Source organism: Mesorhizobium sp. LNHC209A00 (genome assembly GCF_000502915.1).
Taxonomy (GTDB): domain Bacteria; phylum Pseudomonadota; class Alphaproteobacteria; order Rhizobiales; family Rhizobiaceae; genus Mesorhizobium.
In genome coordinates this window covers 603,172-626,487 of the sequence record NZ_AYWT01000003.1, presented here as the reverse complement: position 1 = coordinate 626,487, position 23,316 = coordinate 603,172, and the positions used below count along the sequence as shown (strand labels likewise).

At 63.8% G+C, this 23,316-nt stretch carries 23 protein-coding genes and 1 pseudogene; 7 read left to right on the top strand and 17 right to left on the bottom strand.

From position 1 onward, the window contains the following. The first annotated feature begins 100 nt into the window (after nucleotides 1–100). Entirely contained in the window at nucleotides 101–3,598 is a 3,498-nt protein-coding gene (carB, locus tag X739_RS155385; protein ID WP_023794208.1) for a carbamoyl-phosphate synthase large subunit, read from the top strand. Nucleotides 3,599–3,880: 282 nt separating this feature from the next. Here the strand turns inward: carB and X739_RS1000000171340 are convergent. From X739_RS1000000171340 to X739_RS155415, 6 genes and pseudogenes are all read right to left on the bottom strand, one after another. Further along, a pseudogene (locus X739_RS1000000171340) lies at nucleotides 3,881–4,634 on the bottom strand (IS5 family transposase). 86 nt (nucleotides 4,635–4,720) lie between these two features. After that, the gene (locus X739_RS0134075) at nucleotides 4,721–5,158 is read right to left on the bottom strand and encodes a RidA family protein (RefSeq protein WP_023794201.1); all 438 of its coding nucleotides are present in this window, start codon (nucleotides 5,156–5,158) and stop codon (nucleotides 4,721–4,723) included. Nucleotides 5,159–5,392: 234 nt separating this feature from the next. Further along, nucleotides 5,393–5,857, bottom strand: coding sequence for a cupin domain-containing protein (locus X739_RS155400; RefSeq protein ID WP_023794199.1), 465 nt, complete (start codon nucleotides 5,855–5,857; stop codon nucleotides 5,393–5,395). Nucleotides 5,858–6,168: 311 nt separating this feature from the next. Beyond that, the gene (locus tag X739_RS155405) at nucleotides 6,169–6,726 is read right to left on the bottom strand and encodes a DUF4142 domain-containing protein (protein ID WP_023781497.1); all 558 of its coding nucleotides are present in this window, start codon (nucleotides 6,724–6,726) and stop codon (nucleotides 6,169–6,171) included. Between the two features lie 129 nt (nucleotides 6,727–6,855). After that, a complete protein-coding gene (locus X739_RS155410; RefSeq protein WP_023794197.1) occupies nucleotides 6,856–7,854 on the bottom strand; it encodes a YihY/virulence factor BrkB family protein in 999 nt (332 codons plus the stop codon). Nucleotides 7,855–8,006: 152 nt separating this feature from the next. After that, nucleotides 8,007–8,429, bottom strand: a complete 423-nt coding sequence (locus tag X739_RS155415; RefSeq protein ID WP_023781494.1) for a pyridoxamine 5'-phosphate oxidase family protein — start codon at nucleotides 8,427–8,429, stop codon at nucleotides 8,007–8,009. A 105-nt stretch (nucleotides 8,430–8,534) separates the two neighbouring features. On the opposite strand from X739_RS155415, the gene X739_RS155420 reads away from it, so the two are divergent. After that, nucleotides 8,535–8,753: a DUF2945 domain-containing protein gene (locus tag X739_RS155420; RefSeq protein ID WP_023770188.1), complete on the top strand. Its 219-nt coding sequence runs from the start codon at nucleotides 8,535–8,537 to the stop codon at nucleotides 8,751–8,753. A gap of 6 nt (nucleotides 8,754–8,759) precedes the next feature. Here the strand turns inward: X739_RS155420 and X739_RS155425 are convergent, their stop codons facing one another. Next, nucleotides 8,760–9,503 carry a DUF899 family protein gene (locus X739_RS155425; RefSeq protein ID WP_023794193.1) on the bottom strand — a complete coding sequence of 248 codons (744 nt, stop codon included), beginning with the start codon at nucleotides 9,501–9,503 and terminating at the stop codon, nucleotides 8,760–8,762. Nucleotides 9,504–9,657: 154 nt separating this feature from the next. Here X739_RS155425 and X739_RS155430 point away from each other — a divergent pair, with 154 nt between their 5' ends. Beyond that, nucleotides 9,658–9,996, top strand: coding sequence for a hypothetical protein (locus tag X739_RS155430; protein ID WP_015316182.1), 339 nt, complete (start codon nucleotides 9,658–9,660; stop codon nucleotides 9,994–9,996). Between the two features lie 15 nt (nucleotides 9,997–10,011). Here X739_RS155430 and X739_RS155435 read toward each other — a convergent pair whose 3' ends face one another. From X739_RS155435 to X739_RS155455, 5 genes are all read right to left on the bottom strand, one after another. Beyond that, the gene (locus X739_RS155435) at nucleotides 10,012–10,836 is read right to left on the bottom strand and encodes a carbohydrate ABC transporter permease (RefSeq protein WP_023794191.1); all 825 of its coding nucleotides are present in this window, start codon (nucleotides 10,834–10,836) and stop codon (nucleotides 10,012–10,014) included. Nucleotide 10,837: 1 nt separating this feature from the next. Then, nucleotides 10,838–11,752 carry a sugar ABC transporter permease gene (locus tag X739_RS155440; RefSeq protein ID WP_084056178.1) on the bottom strand — a complete coding sequence of 305 codons (915 nt, stop codon included), beginning with the start codon at nucleotides 11,750–11,752 and terminating at the stop codon, nucleotides 10,838–10,840. Nucleotides 11,753–11,790: 38 nt separating this feature from the next. Further along, nucleotides 11,791–13,059 carry an ABC transporter substrate-binding protein gene (locus tag X739_RS155445; RefSeq protein WP_023794186.1) on the bottom strand — a complete coding sequence of 423 codons (1,269 nt, stop codon included), beginning with the start codon at nucleotides 13,057–13,059 and terminating at the stop codon, nucleotides 11,791–11,793. 137 nt (nucleotides 13,060–13,196) lie between these two features. Continuing rightward, nucleotides 13,197–13,685, bottom strand: coding sequence for a GNAT family N-acetyltransferase (locus tag X739_RS155450; RefSeq protein ID WP_023770193.1), 489 nt, complete (start codon nucleotides 13,683–13,685; stop codon nucleotides 13,197–13,199). A gap of 5 nt (nucleotides 13,686–13,690) precedes the next feature. After that, complete coding sequence (locus tag X739_RS155455) at nucleotides 13,691–14,623, bottom strand: lytic transglycosylase domain-containing protein (protein ID WP_023794183.1); 933 nt, start codon at nucleotides 14,621–14,623, stop codon at nucleotides 13,691–13,693. A gap of 180 nt (nucleotides 14,624–14,803) precedes the next feature. Between X739_RS155455 and X739_RS155460 the strand changes: the two genes are divergently transcribed. Beyond that, nucleotides 14,804–15,373: a methylated-DNA--[protein]-cysteine S-methyltransferase gene (locus X739_RS155460; RefSeq protein WP_023794181.1), complete on the top strand. Its 570-nt coding sequence runs from the start codon at nucleotides 14,804–14,806 to the stop codon at nucleotides 15,371–15,373. A 23-nt stretch (nucleotides 15,374–15,396) separates the two neighbouring features. Here X739_RS155460 and X739_RS155465 read toward each other — a convergent pair whose 3' ends face one another. After that, nucleotides 15,397–15,723, bottom strand: coding sequence for a hypothetical protein (locus X739_RS155465; protein ID WP_023794179.1), 327 nt, complete (start codon nucleotides 15,721–15,723; stop codon nucleotides 15,397–15,399). A gap of 274 nt (nucleotides 15,724–15,997) precedes the next feature. Between X739_RS155465 and X739_RS155470 the strand changes: the two genes are divergently transcribed. Next, the gene (locus tag X739_RS155470; RefSeq protein WP_015316174.1) at nucleotides 15,998–16,210 is read left to right on the top strand and encodes a cold-shock protein; all 213 of its coding nucleotides are present in this window, start codon (nucleotides 15,998–16,000) and stop codon (nucleotides 16,208–16,210) included. Between the two features lie 243 nt (nucleotides 16,211–16,453). On the opposite strand, the gene X739_RS155475 is transcribed toward X739_RS155470, so the two are convergent. The 3 genes from X739_RS155475 to X739_RS155485 form a co-directional block, all read right to left on the bottom strand. Further along, nucleotides 16,454–17,062, bottom strand: coding sequence for a glutathione S-transferase family protein (locus tag X739_RS155475; protein ID WP_023770198.1), 609 nt, complete (start codon nucleotides 17,060–17,062; stop codon nucleotides 16,454–16,456). Between the two features lie 83 nt (nucleotides 17,063–17,145). Next, complete coding sequence (locus X739_RS155480) at nucleotides 17,146–18,000, bottom strand: EAL domain-containing protein (RefSeq protein ID WP_023794176.1); 855 nt, start codon at nucleotides 17,998–18,000, stop codon at nucleotides 17,146–17,148. Beyond that, the gene (locus X739_RS155485) at nucleotides 17,997–18,893 is read right to left on the bottom strand and encodes an EAL domain-containing protein (RefSeq protein WP_023794173.1); all 897 of its coding nucleotides are present in this window, start codon (nucleotides 18,891–18,893) and stop codon (nucleotides 17,997–17,999) included. Before X739_RS155485 ends, X739_RS155480 begins: the two co-directional genes overlap by 4 nt. A 217-nt stretch (nucleotides 18,894–19,110) precedes the next feature. Between X739_RS155485 and X739_RS155490 the strand changes: the two genes are divergently transcribed. Then, the gene (locus tag X739_RS155490; RefSeq protein ID WP_023794171.1) at nucleotides 19,111–20,313 is read left to right on the top strand and encodes a pyridoxal phosphate-dependent aminotransferase; all 1,203 of its coding nucleotides are present in this window, start codon (nucleotides 19,111–19,113) and stop codon (nucleotides 20,311–20,313) included. 70 nt (nucleotides 20,314–20,383) lie between these two features. On the opposite strand, the gene X739_RS155495 is transcribed toward X739_RS155490, so the two are convergent. Next, on the bottom strand, nucleotides 20,384–20,779 hold the full coding sequence (locus X739_RS155495) for a cupin domain-containing protein (RefSeq protein ID WP_023794169.1): 396 nt from the start codon (nucleotides 20,777–20,779) through the stop codon (nucleotides 20,384–20,386). Nucleotides 20,780–21,171: 392 nt separating this feature from the next. Here X739_RS155495 and X739_RS155500 point away from each other — a divergent pair, with 392 nt between their 5' ends. Continuing rightward, complete coding sequence (locus tag X739_RS155500; RefSeq protein ID WP_023770203.1) at nucleotides 21,172–23,223, top strand: elongation factor G; 2,052 nt, start codon at nucleotides 21,172–21,174, stop codon at nucleotides 23,221–23,223. Nucleotides 23,224–23,316: the final 93 nt, after the last annotated feature.

The window sequence follows — 23,316 nt, the reverse complement described above, 5'->3', positions numbered from 1 at the left end:
AAGGCCCTCCTAGCCTGACACCAGAATCGCGAGCACAACCGGCCGGGTCTTCCCGTCCCGGTTTTTTGTGCAAGCCCGCTGCCGAACGGAATTCATAGACATGCCCAGACGCACCGACATCAAGTCGATCCTGATCATCGGGGCCGGCCCCATCGTCATCGGCCAGGCCTGCGAATTCGACTATTCCGGCACCCAGGCCTGCAAGGCGCTGAAGGAAGAGGGTTTTCGCGTCATCCTGGTCAATTCCAACCCGGCCACCATCATGACCGACCCGGAACTGGCCGACGCCACCTATATCGAACCGATCACCCCCGAAGTCGTCGCCAAGATCATCGCCAAGGAGCGGCCCGACGCGCTGCTGCCGACGATGGGCGGCCAGACCGCGCTCAACACCGCTTTGTCGCTGCGTCGCATGGGCGTGCTCGAGCGCTACAATGTCGAGATGATCGGCGCCGACGCGCATGCCATCGACAAGGCCGAGGACCGCGCGCTGTTTCGCGAGGCGATGAAGACGATCGGGTTGGAAACGCCGAAGTCGATGCTGGCCAACGCCACCGACGTCAAGAACGCCGACCGCAAGACGCATGAGGCCGAGCGCGCCGCGCTGAAGGCCGAGAAGCCGGACAATCTCGACGCCGAACTCGATGCGCTGGAAACCCGCTGGAACCTCGGCGAAGGCGACCGCAAGCAGCGCTACATCAGCCATGGCATGGCGATCGCGGCCCAGGCGCTCGACCATGTCGGCCTGCCGGCCATCATCCGCCCGTCCTTCACCATGGGCGGCACCGGCGGCGGCATCGCCTACAACAGGGCCGAATTCTACGACATCGTCCAGTCCGGCCTCGACGCCTCGCCGACCACCGAAGTGCTGATCGAGGAGAGCGTGCTGGGCTGGAAGGAGTATGAGATGGAGGTCGTCCGCGACAAAGCGGACAATTGCATCATCGTCTGCTCGATCGAGAACATCGACCCGATGGGCGTGCACACGGGCGACTCGATCACCGTCGCCCCGGCACTGACCTTGACCGACAAGGAATACCAGATGATGCGCAACGCCTCGATCGCGGTGCTGCGCGAGATCGGCGTCGAGACCGGCGGTTCCAACGTGCAGTTCGCCGTCAACCCGGCCGATGGCCGTCTCGTCGTCATCGAGATGAACCCGCGCGTCTCGCGCTCGTCCGCGCTCGCCTCCAAGGCGACCGGCTTCCCGATCGCCAAGATCGCCGCCAAGCTAGCCGTCGGCTACACGTTGGACGAACTGGAGAACGACATCACCGGCGGCGCCACGCCCGCCTCGTTCGAACCGAGCATCGACTATGTCGTGACCAAGATCCCACGCTTCGCGTTTGAAAAGTTCCCCGGCGCCGAGCCGGTGCTGACCACGGCCATGAAGTCGGTCGGCGAAGTCATGGCCATCGGCCGCACCTTCCAGGAATCTTTGCAGAAGGCGCTGCGCGGTCTCGAAACCGGCCTCACCGGCCTCGACGAGATCGAGATCCCCGGCCTTGGCCATGCCCTGGGCAACAACCCGGACGACCGCAACGCCATCCGTGCCGCCCTGGGCACGCCGACGCCCGACCGGCTGCGCATGGTGGCGCAGGCGATCCGCGTGGGCACCTCGCTGGAAGACGTGCACGCCATGTGCAAGATCGACCCGTGGTTCCTCGAACAGATCGCCGGTATCGTCGCCATGGAAGCCCGCATCCGCGAGCACGGCATTCCGGGCGACGCCGTCAATCTGCGCATGCTGAAGGCGATGGGCTTCTCCGACGCGCGCCTCGCCTCGCTGACGAAGACCGACGCCGAAGTGATTCAAAGGATTCGTGAAAAGCTCGACGTTCATCCGGTTTATAAGCGCATCGACACCTGTGCCGCCGAATTCGCCTCGCCCACCGCCTACATGTACTCGACCTATGAAGTGCCCTTCGCCGGCGCGCTCGCCAACGAGGCGCAGGTCTCGGCGCGCAAAAAGGTCGTCATCCTCGGCGGCGGCCCGAACCGCATCGGCCAGGGCATCGAGTTCGACTATTGCTGCTGCCACGCCGCGTTCGCGCTGCGCGATGCCGGCTATGAAGCGATCATGATCAACTGCAACCCCGAGACCGTTTCGACCGACTACGACACCTCGGACCGGCTCTATTTCGAGCCGCTGACGGCGGAGGACGTGCTGGAGATACTGCGCGCCGAGCAGGCCTCGGGCGAGCTGGTCGGCGTCATCGTCCAGTTCGGCGGCCAGACGCCGCTGAAGCTGGCGGACGCGCTGGAGAAGGCAGGCATTCCGATCCTTGGCACCTCGCCCGACATGATCGATCTCGCCGAGGACCGCGACCGTTTCCAGAAGCTGCTGCACAAGCTCAACCTCAGCCAGCCGAAGAACGGCATCGCCTATTCGGTCGAGCAGGCCCGCCTCGTCGCCGGCGAGCTCGGCTTCCCGCTGGTGGTGCGCCCCTCCTATGTGCTCGGCGGCCGCGCCATGCAGATCATCCATGACGAGGGCATGCTGCAATCCTACCTGCTCGACACCGTGCCCGGCCTGGTGCCGGAGGACATCAAGCAGAAATACCCCAACGACAAGACCGGCCAGATCAACACGCTGCTGGGCAAGAACCCGCTTCTGTTCGACACCTATCTCTCCGGCGCCATCGAGGTCGATGTCGACTGCCTCTGCGACGGCAAGGCGACCTTCGTGTCGGGCATTCTCGAACACATCGAGGAAGCCGGCATCCATTCGGGCGACAGTGCCTGCTCGCTGCCGGTTCACTCGCTGCCCTCGGAATTGGTCGACGAGCTGGAACGCCAGACGGCGGCCCTTGCCCGCGCGCTCAATGTCGGCGGGCTGATGAACGTGCAATACGCCATCAAGGACGGCACGGTCTATGTGCTGGAGGTCAACCCGCGCGCGTCGCGCACCGTGCCCTTCGTCGCCAAGACCATCGGCCGTCCGATCGCGAAAATCGCCGCCCGCATCATGGCCGGCGAGACGCTGGAAGATGCCTTCGCCCATTACGGCGCCATGCCCGATCCGCGCAATCCCGGCCACATCGCCGTCAAGGAAGCCGTCTTCCCCTTCGCCCGCTTCCCCGGCGTCGACATCCTGCTCGGCCCGGAAATGCGCTCCACAGGCGAGGTCATGGGCCTCGACCGCGATTTCGCGCTGGCCTTCGCCAAGAGCCAGCTCGGCGCCGGCGTCGACCTGCCCCGCTCCGGCACGCTGTTCGTCTCGGTGCGCGACGAGGACAAGAAAGGCATATTGCCGGCGGTCAAGCGCCTCGCCGGCCTCGGCTTCAAGGTGCTGGCGACGTCAGGCACGCAGCGCTTCCTCGCCGAAAACGGCGTCGACGCGCAGAAGATCAACAAGGTCCTGGAAGGCCGCCCCCACATCGAAGACGCCATCCGCAACCGCCAGGTCCAGATCGTGTTCAACACAACGGATGGCCAGAAGGCGGTGTCGGACTCCAAATCGCTGCGCAGGGCGACGCTGATGCAGAAAGTGCCGTATTACACGACGTTGTCGGGTGCCGCGGCCGTGGCGGAAGCGATTGCGGCGTTGAAGGCGGGGAGTTTGGAAGTCAGGCCGCTGCAGGAGTATTTTGCCTGAGGTGATTGGCTCTCTTCTCCCCGTTCAACGGGGAGAAAGGTGCCGGCAGGCGGATGAGGGGCAGCGCTCGCACCTCAAATTGGCGGCTGCCAGTCCAGGCAACGCGGCAAAGACGGCCAACATCGCGTAATCCGCTGATACTTCTTGAGATTCGACGCAACTCGCTCGATAAATTTTTTCGATAATTTGTTCAATGACTCACCCTCCCTATCCCCGACGGGAGTTGAGAGGGAGTTTACTTGAAAGACAAGTAAAAATTACACTAGGGTCAGGACTCATTGATCAGAGCCAGAAAATGACAGTGGCTGCGATGCAGATGGCGGACATAAAAGTGTGGGCACAACGGTCATAGCGGGTGTGGATACGTCGCCAGTCCTTGAGCCTGCCGAACATATTCTCGATCTTGTGCCGCCTGCAATAAAGCGTTGCGTCATGTGGAATCTGCGCCCTTCGATTGGCTTTTGCTGGAATACAGGCGGAGATGTTGCGTTCGGCCAAGGCATTGCGAAACCGGTCGGCATCATAGCCTTGGTCGGCAAGCAGGGCTTTGGCCTTGGGAAAGGCGTCGATCATGAGCGCAGCGCCTTTATAATCACTCATCTGCCCTTCGCTTAGCAGCATGATGAGGGGCCGACCCATGCCGTCGCAAACTGCGTGGGCTTTGAGTTCAAGCCCCCTTTGGTGCGTCCGATACGTCGTGGAATATCCCCTTTTTGAGCAGGCTTGCAGCCGTCCGATGTGCCTTCAAGTGGGTCGCGTCGATCATCAATTGGTCAGGCTTGCCGCCCGTGGCCGCCAGGCCTGCAAATATATGGTTGAACACGCCGCGCCGGCTCCATCGGATGAAGCGGTTGTAGAGCGTCTTGTGCGGCCCATAGACCTCTGGCACGTCGCGCCATCTCAGGCCATTACGAATGACGTGCACGATTCCGCTGATCACGCGCCGATCATCCACACGCGGTGTGCCATGAGAACGCGGCAAGAATGGTTTGATGCGCTCAAGTTGGGCTTCGGCAAGCCAGTAGTGATCGGGCATTGGGCAGATCCTCCTACCCATTTGAATCATGTCCTGCGCGAGTGTGGAAGCACCAAGTTGATGAAGCCCGGAATGGAGTTTACCCGTCATTGCAAACACGCGTAGCGACGGGCAGTATCGGCCCGATGTCGACGGAGCGGAGAAGAATACATGCCCGATATTGCGATGGGCGTCCTAGTCCAGGCTACCGGCACAAAACTCCGCGCCGGCGGGTTGACGCTGAAATACCGGGCATACACCCTGTTTATCGCGTTGTAGAAGCCGGAGTTGACGGCGTAGATGCGCACCATCACCACGTTTTCCAGCGAGGTGCCGGCCGCTTCCAGGCAATGTTTCAGCGCCTTCAGCGAGGCGTCTGTCTGCGTTTCGATGTCGCCGCGCACCATCTCGCCGGTCACCATGTCCACCGGCGGCGTGGCCGAGATAAACACGAAACCGTTGGCCCTCACCGCCGTCGAACAGGGCAGGCCGAGTGAGCGCACCTTGTCCGACATGACGGGCACTTCGATGACTTCTTTCTTCATGGGTGTCCTCCCCCGGGTTGGCAGGGCTGGCGCCACTCCCCCAGCCTCCGCTTCGCTCGGCTGACCTCTCCCCGAGGGGAGAGGAGATCACGAGCGCCGGCGCCGGCTCTTCTCCCCAGCTGGGGAGAAGGTGGACGCGAAGCGGCCGGATGAGGGGCTGGCTCCGACTCCTGCGGTAATAGGCAACTTATCCCGGCACCGGCGGAACGCCAGCGCCGACGCATGGTCCAGCCCTCACCCCTGCCCCGGATAGGGCGTGCCGTCCTTGTGCAGGAAGCGCCCGTCCGAACTCGGACTTATCATGTCGATGTCCGAGCAGGTAATCACATCGTCGGGGTTGCGCGAGCCGACTTCCAGGTAGCGTGCGGTAACCGACGCGCGGTTGATCATGTGATGGCCGTTGCCGCTGTTCTTGGCGAAGGCAGCACTATCGCCGGCCTTGAGCAGCGTCTCGCCGCCATCCTCGACCAGCGTCAGCTCGCCTTCCAGCACATAGACGAGTTCGTCCTCATGGCTATGCCAGTGACGCTGGCTCGACCAGCCGCCCGGCGGCAGCGTCATCAGGTTGACGCCGAAATCGGTGAGCCCGCCGGCATCGCCAAGGCGCCGGCGCGTGCGGTCGGCACACGGGGCGTCGAAGGGAACGGGGTAGCCCGAGCCCTTGCGCACGGGCACGGATGCGAGGTCGATCTTGGGCATGGGATGCTCCCGAGGTGAGGCCGGGTAGTGTAGCGCATGGCGGGTGGAGGCACAGGGGCCTCTTTCGGCTGCTGGTTTACCAGGGGTAGAGCGCCTGACACCTCAACTTCGTCATCCTAGGGCGAAGCAGCCGCGGAGCGGCGTCGCGGAGACCCTAGGATCCATGCCGCGACATCGATGGGACGCAGCGGAACAGAATTACGAACTGTAGCGACGCTTTGAAGTCCCGACATGGATCCTCGGCTCTGCGCCGCGTCGCTACGCTCCTTGCTCCGCCCGTGGATGACGAAATGAAGCAACTCGCCCAGCCCCTAATGCGCCGCGCCGAGCTCCTTCACGTGCTTCTCATGCATCTTCAGTGTCGGCAGCGTCTTTTTGGCGAATTCCTTCAGCGCGGGGTCGTCGCCCGATCTTGCATAGGTGCTGAACAGCGCGACCGCCTGCTTGTGGGCCTCGGTCTGCATCATGACGTATTTCTGGTCGAATGCCTTGCCGTTGGCGGCTTTCAGCTGGTCCAGCATCTGCTGCTCCTTGGGTTGCAGCGCGGGGCCGGCGGGCTTGATCGAGGCGGTGGTCTGCCCCTTGCTCAGCGCCTGCTTGAAGTCCTCGCCAGCCTTGGTGTGGTCCTTGATCATCTGGCCGGCGAAGGCCTTGACGTCGGCCGAGGCGGATTTCTGTTCGGCGAGCTGGCTCGACTGGATCTCGAATTCATTGGCACTGGGCACGGCGCCGACGAAGGTCGGGGTGTCGACCTTGCTGTCGGGCAACATGGGCGCGACGGCGTTCGAATTGGTGCCGTTCGTCTGGGCAAGGGCGGCGGGCGCGACGGCTGTCAGCGCGACGGCGGCCATGGTCAGGAGCATTTTCATCTGGCGTCTCCGATCGGAATGGTTCCCTCAAGGAGTCCAACGCCGCGGACGCCGCGAGGTTGCCAGCCGGGTCTCTTCTGGTCACGGGAAGGAGGGAAAGCAGCCTTACGACCACAGCATGATCTCTCCCTACGGGCGGCGAGGCCCCAGCAGAAAGGCCGTCATCGTTGCGCTCACGCACGCCACCGCCAACAAGGGGACGAAGCCCGAAGAGCCGGGCGTTCGGCGCATTGGAACAGGGCTTTCTGAAGCCGGAGCATTTTGAACCAAACCGTCCAGGTCGGACCTGCTCCCCCGTCGAACGGAATAGGCGCGCGTCAACTCCGCACCGAGCAGAAAGATTTCCGATGAATAGTAGACCCAGAGCAGTATGACGAGCAGCCCTCCGGCCGCACCATAGGACGATGCGACCGCACTTGTGCCGATATACCAACCGATAAGCGACTTTCCCAACGTGAACAGAGCGGCGGTCACCACGGCGCCGATCCCGACATCGCGCCATTGCAAGGCACGGTCCGGCAGGACTTTGTAGATCGCGGCAAACATCACGGAGATCAGGGAAAAGGAAATAAGGGTGTTGATGGCGCTCAGAAAAAATTCGCCGAACGGCAGATGAGCGCTGATCACGTTACCCAGAGCCGAGATCGCAGCGCTCGCCGCCAAGGATACCAGCAACATGAAGCCAAGGGCGGCGACCAGGCCGAGACTTGCCGCGCGTGCGCGCAACAGACGCGACAGCGAATCCCCTTTCGCTTCAACCTTCCATATTGCATTCAGGGCCTGCTGCATCTCGCCGAACACCGCGGAGGCGGTGACGAGTAGCGTGGCCACGCCGATGAGCGCCGCCAGGGTCCCCGATGATTTGCTGGATGCCCCTTCGAGCGCCGTCTGAAGGAGCGCCGCGCTTTCCGAGCCCATCAGCCCCGATATCTGGGCGGACAAGGCCAACTGTGCCGCGTCATGACCAAAAGCGATGCCGGCTATCGCGACGACGATTATCAGAACCGGGGCCAGCGACGTGGCGGCATAAAACGCCATTGCCGCCCCATGACTAAGGGCATTGTCGTTGACAAAGCCAACCACGCTTTCTCGCACCAAGTCCCATACGTCTTTAATTACAGGGCGCACGTCCAATCCGTGAAGCGGGTCGCAAACCGTCTCCTATCAATGCAGCGGATCGTCCGATGTTCCGGCCGACTTGAGCGGCTTCAGCAGCCACGTGAAGCGCGGATCAAGGACACTGAAGCCAGCAGGATGCGGCGAGGTTGCCTGCCGGCGCGTCAAGACGACAGGGTCACCTCGCCCTCGTCCTCACCATCCCAGTAATGGGCGCGAACGGCTTCGATCTTGATCATGGCCAGCCCGGGCGTATCGGTGCCCTGTTCGAACCACTCGTCGATATCGTCGGTCCAGTGTTCCTCGAAGGCAACCTTGTCGCGGATGATCTCGGCCTTGCCCTCAACCGCGACCCAGAAACCATCGTCGCCCTTGAAGGCAAGCGACACATTGGCGTCGCGTTCGATATCCTCCACCACCTGCGACTTGTCCCAGGTAAAGTAGAAGGAGGAGCCGTCATAGTCGACGTCCTGGTTGTTGCTCATCGGTCGGCCGGCAATGGCACCGCCTTGCGTGTGGGTGGACAGCATGGCGACATCGATATCGCGCATCTTCTCGGCAATTTCGGCAAGGTTTCTGTCGGTCACGGCGGGCTCCTGTTGGTTGTATTGGCTAGGCCAACGTCCCACCCCGGCTTTGGTTCTCAGGAACCGCGGGCGGCGCGGGACATTCCTGACCCGGAGGACCTTCGGATGCGGAAGCTGCGCAAGGGAACACGCGTCACCTGGGCCTGGGGCGCTCATACCGGCGAGGGCAAGGTGGCGGAAAGTTTTACCCGCGACGTGTCCCGCCAGATCAAGGGCACCGAGGTCAAACGCAAGGCATCGCCCGACGAGCCCGCCTATCTCGTCGAACAGGCCGACGGCGACCATGTGCTGAAGAGCCACTCGGAACTGAAAAGGGCGGACTGAGCGACTTCAGTGGCAGCACGCCTCGCCATATTGCAGTTGCTCGCCGAAATTCGGCCGGCCCTCCGGCGTGAAATCCATCAGGTTCCACAGGATCTCGCAGGTGCCGATGGCGCGCGGGTCCTGACCGGGCTCGGTCGGCGCGAAGCCGAGTTCCGACGACCAGAAATGCCTGATGCCGTCAGCATCGCGGTGGAACACCGACAGCAGCGGGATCTGCGCGCCGTCGGCGTCCTCGGCATTGTAGTCGCGCTTAAAGCTGTTGTTGGCCGACGACACCAGCCGCATGTCGCGCCAGCCGCGATCGCGGCCGAGCGTGACGAGGTTTTCCAGCGCCGTCTTGGCCACCACGGCGAAGTTGAAGCCGGCCGCTTCGAGATGGCCGACCGCGCCGTCGAACTGGTCGAGCAGGGCGGTGCAGGACGGGCATGGCTGGTCGGGCCGGGCGAGCTTCGCCGTACCGCCGCTGGTCGCGACGTCGCGCGTCTCCCGCGGATGGCGCGGGAACATCATGTTGTAGAGGATCAGCGTGTTCTTGCCGGGCGCGAACAGCTCCGAAAGTTTTATCCTGGCGGGCTTGCCGGCGGCATCGAGCCCGTCGAATGCATAATCCTGCGGCACCAGCCCGCCCGGCGGCAGCGCGCGGCGCGCCTCGGCCACGGCTTCCATGGCGCGGCGCAGCTCGATTTCCTTCTTCAGCAGCTTTTCGCGTGCGGTGCGGTATCTGGCTGATTCGTTGGGAAAGGTGATCATGATCGGCTCCTTGGTTCCGCGCGCCGGCGTCCCGGCGCGGTTGCTCTGCGACCCAAGGACGTTTGGCCGCGACCGGTCCCGACATTTCGCATCGGGACAGGCCCGGCCTTGCCACATCCCCGTTATCGGCTACAGCTGCGGAGTGGAGAGAAGAATGCACGAAGCCGACGAGATCGACCTGCGCTGCCCGCAAGTGGTGGCCGACAATGCCGCCAAGGGCCTGCGTCTGCGCAAGCAGTTCGGCCGTGGCGGCACCGAGATCGGCGTGGCGCGGGCGACGGAGCTGAAGAACCGCGAGAAGCTGGCGCCTTCCACCATCCGCCGCATGGTCAGCTACTTCGCCCGCCACGAGGTCGACAAGCGCGGCAAGAATTACGGCAATGAGGAAAACCCTTCGGCTGGCACCATAGCCTGGCTCTTGTGGGGTGGCGACGAGGGCCGCGCCTGGGCGCTGGAGATCAAGCAGAAGATCGGCAACGCGCCCGATATCTGAACGCCGACCGCCTCCTCACCCCTTGACCCCGCCGGCGGTGAGGCCGGAGACGATCTTGCGCTGGAAGATCAGCACCAGCACCACCAGCGGCACCGTGACGATCACCGAGGCGGCCATGATGTTGCCCCAGGGGATTTCGAACTGCGAATTGCCCGAGAGCAGCGCGATCGCCACCGGCACGGTCCGCCGCGCGTCGTTGGAGGTGAAGGTCAGGGCAAACAGGAACTCGTTCCAGGCGCCGATGAAGGCCAGCAGCCCGGTGGTCGCCAGCGCCGGCCACATCAGCGGCAGGAAGATGCGCGTGATGATGATCCACGGCGTCGCGCCGTCGAGGATCGCCGCTTCCTCGACCTCCACCGGCAGGTCGCGCACGAAAGCGGTGAGCACCCAGACGGTAAACGGCAGCGTGAAGATCATGTAGGAGAAGATCAGCGCGAAAAGCGAATTGTAGAGGCCGAACAGCCGCACCAGCTCGAACAGCCCGGCCAGCACCGCCACCTGCGGGAACATCGAGACCGACAGGATGGCGAACAGCAATGCCGAGCGGCCGCGAAAGCGGATACGCGCCAGCGCGTAGGCCGCGGTGACGCCGAAGAACAGCGACAGAGCCACCACCGCGCCCGAAACCGCCAGCGAGTTCAGGAGGTTGCGCAGGAAGGCGCCTTCGGCCAGCACGTTGCGGTAATTGCCGAGGCTGGGCGCCTTCGGCCATAGGTCGGCCTGGAACAGCTCGGTCCCCGATTTGAGGCTGGTGACGATGGCGTAATAGAACGGGAACACCGCGATGAGCACGATTGCTCCGACCAGCAGATAAAAGGCCATGCGCTTCAGGAGCCACATCTCAGCGGCCTCCGTCCAGGCTTATCCGGCCAATGCGGATGGTGAGGATGGTGAGCAGAGCGAGGATGAGGAAGAGCAGGGTCGAGGCGGCCGAGCCATAGGCGAACTTGTCGAACTCGAACAGGTTCTCGCGGGCGAACACCGACATCGACTTGGTGTGCGCATTGTTGGGCGTCAGCACATAGATCAGGTCGAAGATTCGCAGCGCATCGAGCACCCGGAAGATCACCGCCACCATCACCGCCGGGCGGATCAGCGGCAAGGTCACGCGCCAGAAGATCTGCCAGGGATTGGCGCCGTCCAGCCTGGCGACCTCGATGATTTCGCGCGGCAGCATCTGCAGCGCCGCAAGGATCAGCAGCGCCATGAAGGGCGTCGTCTTCCAGATGTCGACGATCAGCACCGCCGCCATTGCCGTATCGGCGCTGGCGGTCCAGGCGATCTTGTGGTCGATCAGCCCTAGGTTGATGAGCACGACATTGATGATGCCGAACTGGTCGTTCAGCATCCACTGCCACATCTTCGCCGAGACGATGGTCGGGATCGCCCAGGGAATAAGGATCGCCGCCCTGACGATGCCGCGGCCGAGGAATTCGGCGTTGAGCACCAGGGCGACGACCATGCCGAGGATCGTCTCGCAGGTCACCGAAACCACCGCGAACCGCACGGTGTTCCACACAGCGCCCCACCAGACCGGGTCGAGAAGCAGCCCGTCGTAGATGACCCGCCCGCTCGGCATGCGCAGGACCGAGACATAATTGGCCAAGCCGGCCCATTGGCGGGCGTCCAGGTCTGACAGCGAGGCATCGGTGAAGCTGAAATAGACCGTGCGCGCCAGCGGCCAGCCGGCAGCGGCGGCGAGCACCGCAAGCATCGGCGCCAGGAACAGCCATGCCGAGCGCACACGCTGGCTCATCAGCCTCGAACCAGAGCGCGCATCGGCCGGGTGCGCGCTCACCAGCCCTTGCCCTTCAGCCGGGTCAGCGTCGCTTCGAGGTCGGCCAGATTGTCGGCGGCGCTGCCTTCGCCGGACAAGGTCTTGTGGACGGCGTTCCAGAACTGGCTGGACGCCTCATTGTACTTGTTCCTCGTCACCGCCGAGGGCCGTGGCCCGGCACTGAGGAAGACCTCCTTCCAGTGTGGAATGATCGGCTGTTGCCGGGCGATGTCGGGGTCGTCATAGAGCGCCTGGATGGTCGGCAGGTTGGCGGTCTTGAGCGTGCGGTATTTCTGCATTGCCGGCGAGGCGATGTACTTGACCAGGTCGATCGCGGCATCCGGGTGCTTGGAATATTTCGAGACCGCGAGGTTCCAGCCGCCGAGCGTCGCTGCCGGCCGCGCGCCCTCGCCCGTGCCAGCCGGCAGCGGCGCGACATCGAACTTGCCCTTGATCGGCGACCCCTGGCTGTTGCCCAGCGCATAGGCATAGGGCCAGTTGCGCATGAAGACCGCATTGCCGGTCTGCCACACGCCGCGCGCCTCCTCTTCCTGGTAGGCGAGCACGCCCGGCGGTGCGATGGTGCCGATCCAGGCCTTGGCCATGTCGAGCGCGGCCGCCGCCTGGGGGTTGTTGATGGAAATCGCGCCATCCGGCTCGACGATATGACCGCCGCCATTCGACACCACCCATTCGAACGCGTCGCAAGTCAGCCCTTCATAGGCATTGCCCTGGAAGACGAAACCCCAGATATCCCTGTTGCCCGAGGCCCGCTCCTTATCCATCACCAGCCTGGCGGTGTCGCCCAGTTCCTTCCAGGTGGCCGGCACCTTGGCGCCGTATTTGTCGAGCAGATCCTTGCGGTAGTAGAGCGCCGGCGCATCGGTGAAGATCGGCAGCGCCACCAGCCTGCCGTCGACGGTCTGCGACTGGATAATCGACGGGAAATGCTTGGCCACGACATCCCTGGTCGCCTGGGTCAGGTCGACGAACTGGCTGGCGAGCTGCGGTGCCCAGATGACATCGGTCTGGTAGACGTCGACGTCGCTGTTGCCGGCAGCGAGCCACAGCCTGTACTGGCCGAACTGGTCGGTCCCCGACGACGGCATGGCGACGATGGTGACCGTGTCGCCGCTCTCCTTCTCATAGCGGTCGAGGATCTCGCGCAGCACCTTGAGGCCGTTGCCGGTGTCGCCCGACACGATCGACAGCTCTACCGATCGCGCCGGACCCGCCGCGAGCACGACAGCGACGCTCAACGCCAGCCATGCGTGGAAAAGCTTCATCGCGGTGGATCTCCCTTGGCAGCCGGCGGCGCACGGCACCGGCAGCCGGTCAGGCCCCACCGTTCATTGAATGCGGAGCAGCGCCTTGGGTTCCCGAACAGCCATCGCCGGTGAAGGGGACGGATCAACGTCGTCGGTTAGCCTTCCCAGGCGACGGGCCTCATGCCCAGCCGCTCATAGAGCCGCACGGCAGCGGGGTTCTCGAGCGTATTGGTCTTGAGATCGACATGGGCGGCGCCCCGGTCGCGAAAAATGGCGAAGGCGTGCCACATCAGCGCTTCGCCGACACCCTTGCCGCGCGCCTCGGGATGAACGGCCAGATCCTTGACGAACGCCGAGCTCCAGCACAGTGCAGCCGCCGCCAGCCTGCCCTTGGCGTCGATGACGAGGAAACACAGCGCCGGGTCGAATTCGGGGTCTTCGGATATGCGCGGCCACCATTCGTCGAAGGGGCCGTCGGTGCCGTCGTCGAACACTTCGCCCAGCAACGCATGCAGGGGCGGCGCGTCGCCGCGCTCGAACGAGCGCATGAGGAAGCCGTCCGGCCAATGCGGTGGAACGAGCGTCTCGTCGAGGATCTTGCGCAGCCGGATGTCGTTTGGAGCCGGCGGGCGCGGTTCGGGCATCGCGCTCAGGCGTCGGGCTGAAGACGCCCGCGCTTGCGGTCGGCGCCGAGGCCGGTCGCCTCGAGCAGGCCCTTGCGCTTGGCGTCGAAATAATAGCCGGTCTGGTAGAGCCAGTCGGCCTTCTTGGCGTTGCCGTTGGACACCAGCCAGGCGCCGCGCAGATATTTGACCGCGTATTTGAGGTTGGTCTCGGCGTCGAACAGGCCTTTGGCCGGACCGTCATAGCCCATGCCGCGCGCCGTCGCGTGCTTGATCTGCATCAGCCCCCAATGGCCGTTATTGTACGCCTTGGGATTGTAGGTGCTCTCGCGATTGACGACATGGCGCACCAGATCCACCGGCACCTGGTAGAAGGCGGCGTATTTGACGATCAGCCGGTCGACATCGCCGCGCATGCCGGTCGCATGCTGTTCCGGCTCGACCGGCGCCAACGGGAACTGCACCAGCGCGGCCGGGTTCTGCGGCACGACATAGGCCACCTGCTGCACGCCAGGCAGTTTCTGGCCGCCCTTGGCAACCGCTGGCATGATGAGCCCGGCGGTCCTGTAGGTCGCCGCCGACTGGATCGGCCGGCCGGCTTTCGCCGGGGCCGGCGCCTGCCAGGCATTGGCGGTCATCACGGCGGGTATCGCCGGCGCCGTTGGGGTCGCCCCGGCAAAGGCGGCGGGCGCCGCGGTCGGCTGGGCGACGGCATCAAGCGCGGGCGTGGCCGGGCTGGGAGTCAATTCAGCCGCCTGAACAGGCTTGATTCCGGAGGATTGCGGCAACACCGAAACCGTTTCCGGCAAGGGGATAGTGAAGCCGGCATCGCTGCCGGCAACCGTCGCGGTTTCGGTCAGGGACGGCTCGGCCTTCATCCGTGAGGTCGAGGTGCAGCCGCTGATGCCGGCAGCCGCCACGATCACGCCGATGGCGATAAGGGTTTGTTTTGCTGGCAAGCCGCGTTCGGTGTCCGGTTTGTCGGGTGTTAAGTTTTCCTTACACCAGCGATTCCTGGGTAGCAATCGGGGCCATCTGGTGGTTTTCGGGTGGCGGGATGCAGGCCGTGATGCCATATCGTTCCTGATATGTACCTGCGGGAATCCCGGATTTTGCCGCTTTGCGGAAAGGAGCTCAGCATGCAAACGACATCTTCGATCACGGCCGGCCACGCAGTGTTAGAAACAGTGATCGGTTTCATGGGCTTCGCTTGGAGCGAAAAGGGCCTGATCCGTCTTTGCCTGCCGGAACGCAGCCGCGAAGCGGTGGAGCGGCGGTTGATGCGCCATGCCGGCATTTCCGCCTCCACGGCCCAGCCGTCATGGGTGGTCGAACTGATCGCCTCGATCAAGGCTTACGCTGCTGGCGGGGACGTCGATTTCACCGGCTTTCCCGTCGATCTCGATGGCATCGACGATTTCCGCCTCGCCATCTACAACGCGGCACGAAAGCTCAGCTATGGCGAAACCACCACCTATGGCGAACTCGCCAAGCGTGCCGGCCATGCCGGCCTGCCGCGCGAAACAGGGGCGGCCCTTGGCGCCAATCCAGTGCCCTTGGTCATCCCGTGCCACCGCATTCTTGCCGCCGGTGGCAAGATCGGCGGCTTCTCGGCGCCCGGCGGCTCCGTCACCAAGGAAAAGATGCTGGCCATGGAAGGCGTGCATGTCGGCCCGCCGCCGCCGGCGCAGGTGTCTTTCGGGTTTTGAGAGCAGTAAGCCGCTCCCGGGGGCTAATGGCGCCGGATGAATCGATGCCTGAAATGCTCATTGTCCGGCCGCTTGCAGTTGTACACCGGGCAGGACTTGGTGTCGGCGCTCGGCACATAGGCGCGCGTCCGCACCTCGCCCATGGTGCAGAACTGCTGGCTCTGCACATAGCGGTCATAGAGCGGCAGCCCCGGCACCCGCTTCGACTGATTGCGAAGGATAACCGCACCTTGGCGCGCGATCGTCGACTGGACCTTGCCGCAGCTCAAACGTGTCGGGTCGTAGCGCGAGATCGCCTGCGCCTGGGCGGCCACCAGCGTGAGGCAGGTGGCAAGCACGATGGTTTTCATGGTCCTCTCCCCTCGATCCGCCGCCCGGGACGGCACGATCTTGCGCCACGGTTTCACCAGATTGGGGCGGCCGTTGGGCGACCCCAGATCACGACGTTTTCACGCAGTCTTGTTTTTTGTGCGAAAGCAGCCTATATCAGCCCCATTGATATTTCGGCCGATCGATCCGGGCCTCGCGATCTTCGCGTTTGCTGACGTCTATCTCCAAAATCTCGATGCACACCGGCTGGACTTCGGTCCGGTCATACCAAAGCAAATGTGAAGGACTATTTTTATGGCAACTGGAACGGTCAAGTGGTTCAACGCCACCAAGGGTTTCGGCTTCATCCAGCCTGACAGCGGCGGCGCGGACGTTTTCGTCCACATCTCGGCTGTCGAGCGCGCTGGACTGTCGACCCTGGTCGAAGGCCAGAAGATCAACTTCGAGATCGAGCAGGACCGCCGCACTGGCAAGTCGTCCGCTGGTTCTCTGAGCAAGGCAGCCTGATTTTGAAAATGGCGCGCGCCGGACGAGAGTTCGGGGCGCGCGGCAAGTCACGGATGTACTGACGGTCGCGCGAGAAGCGCGCCGGAGCGGAAAGACCCGACAAGCTGGAACAGCAGATAGCTGCCGGCCCGGACCGGATGCTCCCAATCAGGCTACCGAAATGGGAAGGCGGGATTTATCCCGCCTTTTTATTTGTCTGGGGCTCAGAGCTGTGTTGCCGCTTTCGCCAATGGCCTGCCTTGCCTACCCCACCCACTCGATCGGCACATGCCGCGGGTCCGCCTCCACGCGGCCCAGCCAGGCGACCACCGACGGATAGGCGTCGAGCTGGAAGCCGCCCTGCTCCGCCGTGTGGGTATAGGCATAGAGCGCGATGTCGGCGATGCTGAATGTGCGGCCGGCGAAGAAGTCGTTGTTTTCGAGATATGTGTTCATGACGCCGAGCGCCTTGTTGCCGCGCTCCAGCGTCGCCGCCAGCCGCTCCGGCGTGGCATCCGCGGCGCGTTCCGGAAAGGTCAGCAGCGCCTTGCGCACGGCGATATAGGGCTCGTGGCTGTATTGTTCGAAGAACAGCCACTGATAAGCGAGCCCGCGCTCATATTTGTCCGCGGGCAGCAAGCGTGTGCCTTCGGCGAGATAGAGCAGGATGGCGTTGGATTCTGCCAGCCGCCGGCCGTCGTCCAGTTCCAGCAATGGCACCATGGCGTTCGGGTTCTTGGCGACGAAATCGGCCTTGCGCGTATCGCCGGTATGCGAACTCACCTCGACAGTGGTGAAGGCAAGGCCGAGCTTGGCCATCAGCAAACGCGGCTTGTAGCAATTGCCGCTATCGATCATGCTGTAAAGTATCATCATGGTTCCCCGGAGCGCTGCTTCTGCGAGCCGATTATCGCAGCGGCACCATCCTCAACCAATGATTTGTTTTGGCGCGACCATCAACGCCGCTTATGCAATGGTACGACCTTGTTGTCGAAGCCCAGCAGCGCATCGACGGCAAGCGGCTCTTCGTTGAAGATGGTGCCGGCCAGCGCCGGACGCCCGAGCAGAAAGCCCTGCAGCAAATCGACCCCGCCTTCGAGCGCGACACGCAAATGGGTGGGCTGCTCGATGCCCTCGACCAGCACCTTGGCACTGCGATCGTGGAGGCTGGACACCAGCGGGCGGAAGAAGCGTTCGGCGGCGGCGTGGCGGCAGAATTCCGCGAACCAGCCGCCATCGATCTTGACGATGTCGGGCTGAAGCAGGCTCACCCGCTCCACGGTCGAATGGCCGGTGCCGAAATCGTCAATGGCGATGCGGATGCCGTCGCGCCGCATTTCACGCACCAGCCGGGCCAGCAGCGCATCGTCCGCCGCCTGCTCGGTGATTTCACACACCAGCATGGCTGGCGCCAGGCCGAGTTCGTCGAGGTGCCGGCTCATCAGCCGGATCTCGGCCAGCGCCCGTCCAGCATGGTCGTTGACCAGAGGATTGTAGTTGAAGAACAGGTCGAGCCCGTCGACCCCGATATTATGGAAATTTCTCAGATGCAGCACCCGGCACATTGTTTCGACGTACAGCCGCTCCGGAGCCGCGATGCTGTCGAAGAACATCCGCGGCGACACTGGCCGGCCGGCACGGTGCGGTTCGATCAGGCCCTCTACGGCCACCGGATGCAAGCTGCCGCCGCGCGGGGCGTAGATCGGCTGGTAGGCGCTGCGCAGGCGGAAGTCGCCATGGATCCCACATTCGATGCCGATCTCGTCGATGAAGATCGCATCGCCGACGGTGCGCCGCCGCTCGCGGCTCATGGCGCCACCTTGCGCCCGAAGGCTTTTGCGCGCCGCCCGGTTCGCGGCGCGACGGCGGCGGGAGCGGACGCATGGCTCGAGGGAGGAGCCGGCTCGGGACTGCCCTGGCCGAAAACGCGGAAACTCGTCGGCACCAGTTCTGGGCGGGCCAGCACATAGCCCTGGACCATCGAGGCGCCGGATCGTTCGGCCAGCTCCAGTTGCCAGCCTTCCTCGATGCCTTCGAACACGGTGCGGATGCCCTGGTCCTCGAAGCTCCTCACCATGGATGTCAGCAGCGCGAAACCGGCGCCCGATTCCATCAGTTGCGTGATCCAGTGAGCATCGAACTTGACGATGTCGGGGCGCAATTCCTTGACGCGAGTGATGTCGGAATCGTCGGCGCCATAGTCGTCGACGGCGATCCGGAAGCCGTTGGCCCTGAGCGCGGCGACGAAGCCGTGCAGGGTCTCCTGCGATGCCGATCTCTGCTCCGTCACCTCGCAAACGACGCGGCCCGGATCGATGCCGGCTTCGTGCAGCACCAGCCGCATGTCACGCAAGGCACTGTCGGCGACAGCGCGCTCGGTGAATACCGACGGGTCGAAATTGATGAAGATCGACGCCTCTTGCGGCAGGCAGACGCCGGCATTGAGCAGATGCAGCGTCCTGGTCAGCGCCTCCACATGCAGACGGTCGACCGCCGGACAGGTCGAAAAAAAGCTCATCGGCGATTGCGGCTCGCCGTCGCGAAACGGGCGGATCAGCCCTTCGAAGGCGGCAACCGAAAGCTTGCCCTCATTAAAGGCAAATATCGGCTGAAAAGCGCTTTGCAGGGTATAAATGCCCCAGACACCGCTCGAGGTGCCGTCATCATGACGGACGATATGGGCAAGTCCGATGCTGCGTGACAAAGGTTCCTCGCTCCGCGACCTGGCGGAATTGAACCGCGATCCTGCCATGCAAGCCTCTACCGCCCGTTAATGAACTTTCCTCTGCCGATCACGCCTGATTGACCGCGCCCTCCCCACTTGGCCCAGCCGACAAGGCTTGCGCTGACGGGAATGTTGCGACATGAGAAGCGCCGCGGCCGCTCCTAGCCGCGCCGATCCTTTGGAGAGACAAAAGGTCATGGCCTTTCTTGCCGACACCCTTTCCCGCGTTAAGCCTTCCGCCACCATCGCGGTGACGCAGAAAGCGCGCGAGCTGAAAAATGCCGGGCGGGACATCATTGGCCTTGGCGCCGGCGAGCCCGATTTCGACACGCCCGACAACATCAAGAATGCGGCGATCGAGGCCATTCGCCGTGGCGAGACCAAGTATCCGCCGGTTTCGGGCATCGTGCCGCTGCGCGAGGCGATCGCGAAAAAGTTCAAGCGCGAGAACAATCTCGACTACAAGCCCGAGCAGACCATCGTCGGCACCGGCGGCAAGCAGATCCTGTTCAACGCCTTCATGGCGACGCTGAACCCCGGCGACGAGGTCATCATCCCCCGCCCCTACTGGGTCAGCTATCCCGAAATGGTGGCGATCTGCGGCGGCACGTCGGTGTTTGCCGACACCTCGATCGACAATGGCTTCAAGCTGACGCCGGCAGCGCTGGAGAAGGCAATCACGCCAAAGACCAAATGGCTGCTGATGAACTCGCCGTCGAACCCTTCGGGCGCGGCCTATACCGAGGCCGAACTGCGGGCGCTCGCCGACGTGCTGTTGAAGCACCCGCAGGTCTGGACGCTGACCGACGACATGTACGAACACCTGACCTATGGCGACTTCGTTTTCAAGACCATCGCCGAGGTCGAGCCGAAGCTCTACGAGCGCACGCTGACCATGAATGGCGTCTCGAAAGCCTATGCCATGACCGGCTGGCGCATCGGCTACGCCGCCGGTCCCGTCCAGCTGATCAAGGCGATGGACATGATTCAGGGCCAGCAGACCTCCGGCGCCTGCACCATTGCGCAATGGGCTTCGGTCGAGGCGTTGAATGGCCCGCAGGATTTCATCGCCAAGAACAAGGCGATCTTTCAAGGCAGGCGGGACCTCGTCGTCTCGATGCTCAACCAGGCGCGTGGCATCACCTGCCCGTCGCCGGAAGGCGCCTTCTATGTCTATCCGTCGTGCGCCCAGCTGATCGGGAAGAAAACCAGGGCCGGCAAGGTGATCGACACCGACGAGGCCTTCTGTTCGGAACTGCTCGAGGCCGAGGGCGTCGCGGTGGTGTTCGGCTCGGCCTTCGGCCTTGGCCCCAACTTCCGCATCTCCTACGCCACCTCGGATGCACTGCTGGAGGAAGCCTGCACGCGCATCCAGCGCTTCACGGCATCGCTGACCTGATCGAGTAGATCCGAAACAACCCGGCGTCACCGCTGTCAAGCGTTTCCGCCGGGTTTTGTGGATACGGCACTCAGCAGCTATATTGGGCCGCAGTCACTTCTTCCAGCCAGTCGGCATGGACGCCGTCGAGCGCCTCCTGCATAGCGATGTGCGTCATTGCCGATTTCGGCGCCGCGCCATGCCAATGCTTCTCGCCGGGCGCGAAGGAGATGACGTCACCGGCCCTTATTTCCTGGATTGGCCCGTCCCATGTCTGTACCAGGCCGGCGCCCGCGGTGACATAAAGCGTCTGGCCAAGCGGATGCGTGTGCCAGTGGGTGCGCGCGCCGGGCTCGAAACTGACCAGCGTGGCCCGGAGCCGCGCCGGCGGCTCCTTCTCGATGATTGGCGTCTGCAGAACCCGGCCGGTGAAGTATTTTTCCGGCGCTATAACCGTCGGCACACTGCCGCAAGCAATGATCTTCATCGTCTGTCCCTAAGGCTGTTGGGAGTTGGCGAGACGCCGACCCTTGAAGTCAACACATTCTCGACCCGGATTGGCCCGGACGCAACCAGCCGTGTGTCAGCCCGCTCCGACAAAGCCTGATTTTTGATCATGAACCTTGCCCGCATGGGACGCTCGCGCACCTTGGCGGGTGCTGGGTCGAACCGCTCGCGCTCGGCGCCTGAGACGACCGGCCGTGCCTGCTTCTATTTTTCTTGCCCTGCCGGCAAACAAGTGGGACGATAATCGCGGGCAGGTCGACACAGACCGCCCGCGACGGTCGAACAGGCCGGCCGCCGCTCAGGACCGATTGACCCTGGCCTGAACCATGAACGCCAGTCGGTCCCCAGGAAACGCCTGAGTGGAGGTCAGTCATGGGTACTCGCGCCGGAGGACGACGCACGGGACCGAAATGCATTGCCATAGTCGGTCCCTTCGCAAGCGGTAAGACGACACTTCTGGAAGCCATATTGGCGCGTACCGGGGCCATCCCCCGCCAGAACCCAGTTTCCTCTGGCAACACCGTTTCAGATCATTCGCCCGAGGCCCGCGCCCACGCCATGAGCGTCGAGGCGTCGATCGCCACCACCGAGTTCATGGGCGAGCAGTTCACCTTCATCGACTGCCCTGGATCGATCGAATTCTCCTTCGAGGCCGAACCGGTGCTCGCCGCCTGCGACGTCGCGGTGGTCGTGGCCGAGGCCGACGAAAAGAAGATCCCCGCCTTGCAGCTTATCATGCGCAAGCTCGACGATCTCGGCGTGCCGCGCATCCTGTTCCTCAACAAGGTCGACAAGGCGATCGCGGGCGTGCGCGATACGCTGAAGATGCTTCAGCCGACAAGCGCGGCGCCGCTGCTTCTGCGCCAGATTCCGCTGCGCAAGGACGGCGTCGTCATCGGCTCGATCGATCTGGCGCTGGAGCGCGCCTACATCTACCGCGAATATGCCGAGAGCGAGGTGGCCGAGATACCGGGTGACGACAAGGCGCGCGAACTGCAGGCGCGCTTCTCCATGCTGGAGACGCTGGCCGATCATGACGATGAGTTGATGGAGCAACTCCTGGAAGAGATAGAGCCGCCGAAGGACGCGATCTTCGACGACCTCGCCGCCGATCTGCGCGAAGGCGCGGTGACGCCGGTGCTGATCGGCACCGCCGAGAAAGGCAATGGCGTGCTGCGCCTCTTGAAGACGATCCGCCACGATGCGCCCGACATCGAGGCGACCCGCAAGCGGCTCGGCGCCCCGGACGGCAATGCGACGGTGGTCCAGGTGATGAAGACCATCCACACGCCGCATGGCGGCAAGCTGTCGGTGTCGCGCATCCTGTCCGGCCAGGTCACCGACGGCTCGGAACTGTGGCTGCCCGGCGGCGACACCGCCAAGGTTTCCGGAATCTACAGGATGCTGGGCAAGGATCAGGTCAAGCTGACCGCCGCCAGGACCGGCGACACCGTGGCGCTCGGCAAACTGGACGCGGTCAAGACCGGCCAGACGCTCACCTCGGCCAAAGGGGGAGCCAAACAGCTCTTCGATGTCGAGCCGCCGCAGCCGGTCTTTGCCTTCGCGCTGCGCCCCAGGGAGCGCAAGGACGAGGTCAAGATGTCGGCCGCCATCCAGCGCCTGGCCGAGGAGGATCCCTCGCTCAGCCTGCGCCACAACCAAGATTCGGCCGAGACCGTGCTGTCAGGGCACGGCGAGATGCATCTGCGCGTCGTGCGCGAGCGGCTGGAGGGCAAGAACCAGATACCGGTGGAAGGCCATGCGCCGGCGGTGCCCTATCGCGAGACGATCCGAAAGCCGGTGCAGCAGCGCGGCCGCCACAAGAAGCAGTCGGGCGGCCACGGCCAGTTCGGCGATGTGGTGATCGAGATCAAGCCGCTGCCGCGCGGCTCCGGCTTCCAGTTCACCGACACCATCACGGGCGGCGTCGTGCCCAAGACCTACATCCAGTCGGTCGAGACAGGCATACGCGATTACCTCAAGTCCGGCCCGCTCGGCTTCCCCGTGGTCGACGTCGCGGTCAACCTGTCGGACGGCTCGTACCATGCGGTCGATTCCTCCGACATGGCCTTCCAGATGGCGGCCAAGCTCGCCATGAAGGAAGGCATGGCCGCCTGCTCGCCGGTGCTTCTGGAACCGGTGATGAAGGTCGAGATCGTCACGCCGTCGGACGCGACGTCGAAGATCATCGCGCTGATCCCGCAGCGGCGCGGCCAGATCCTCGGCTATGACGCGCGGCCCGACTGGCCGGGATGGGATGTCGTCGAGGCGACCATGCCGCAGGCCGAGATCGGCGATCTGATCATCGAGCTGCGCTCGGCCACCTCAGGCGTTGCCAGCTACCGCGCCGTTTTCGATCACATGGCCGAGCTGACTGGCCGTCTCGCCGACGAAGCAATGAACGCCAACGGCAAGGCTGCCTGATTTCGTCCGGCGCCCGATCGAACGATCGGGGGGCAAAAACCAAAAACGACGCCCGGGGGGCCGGACGTCGTTTTGTTTTGCGGACCGTTTTCT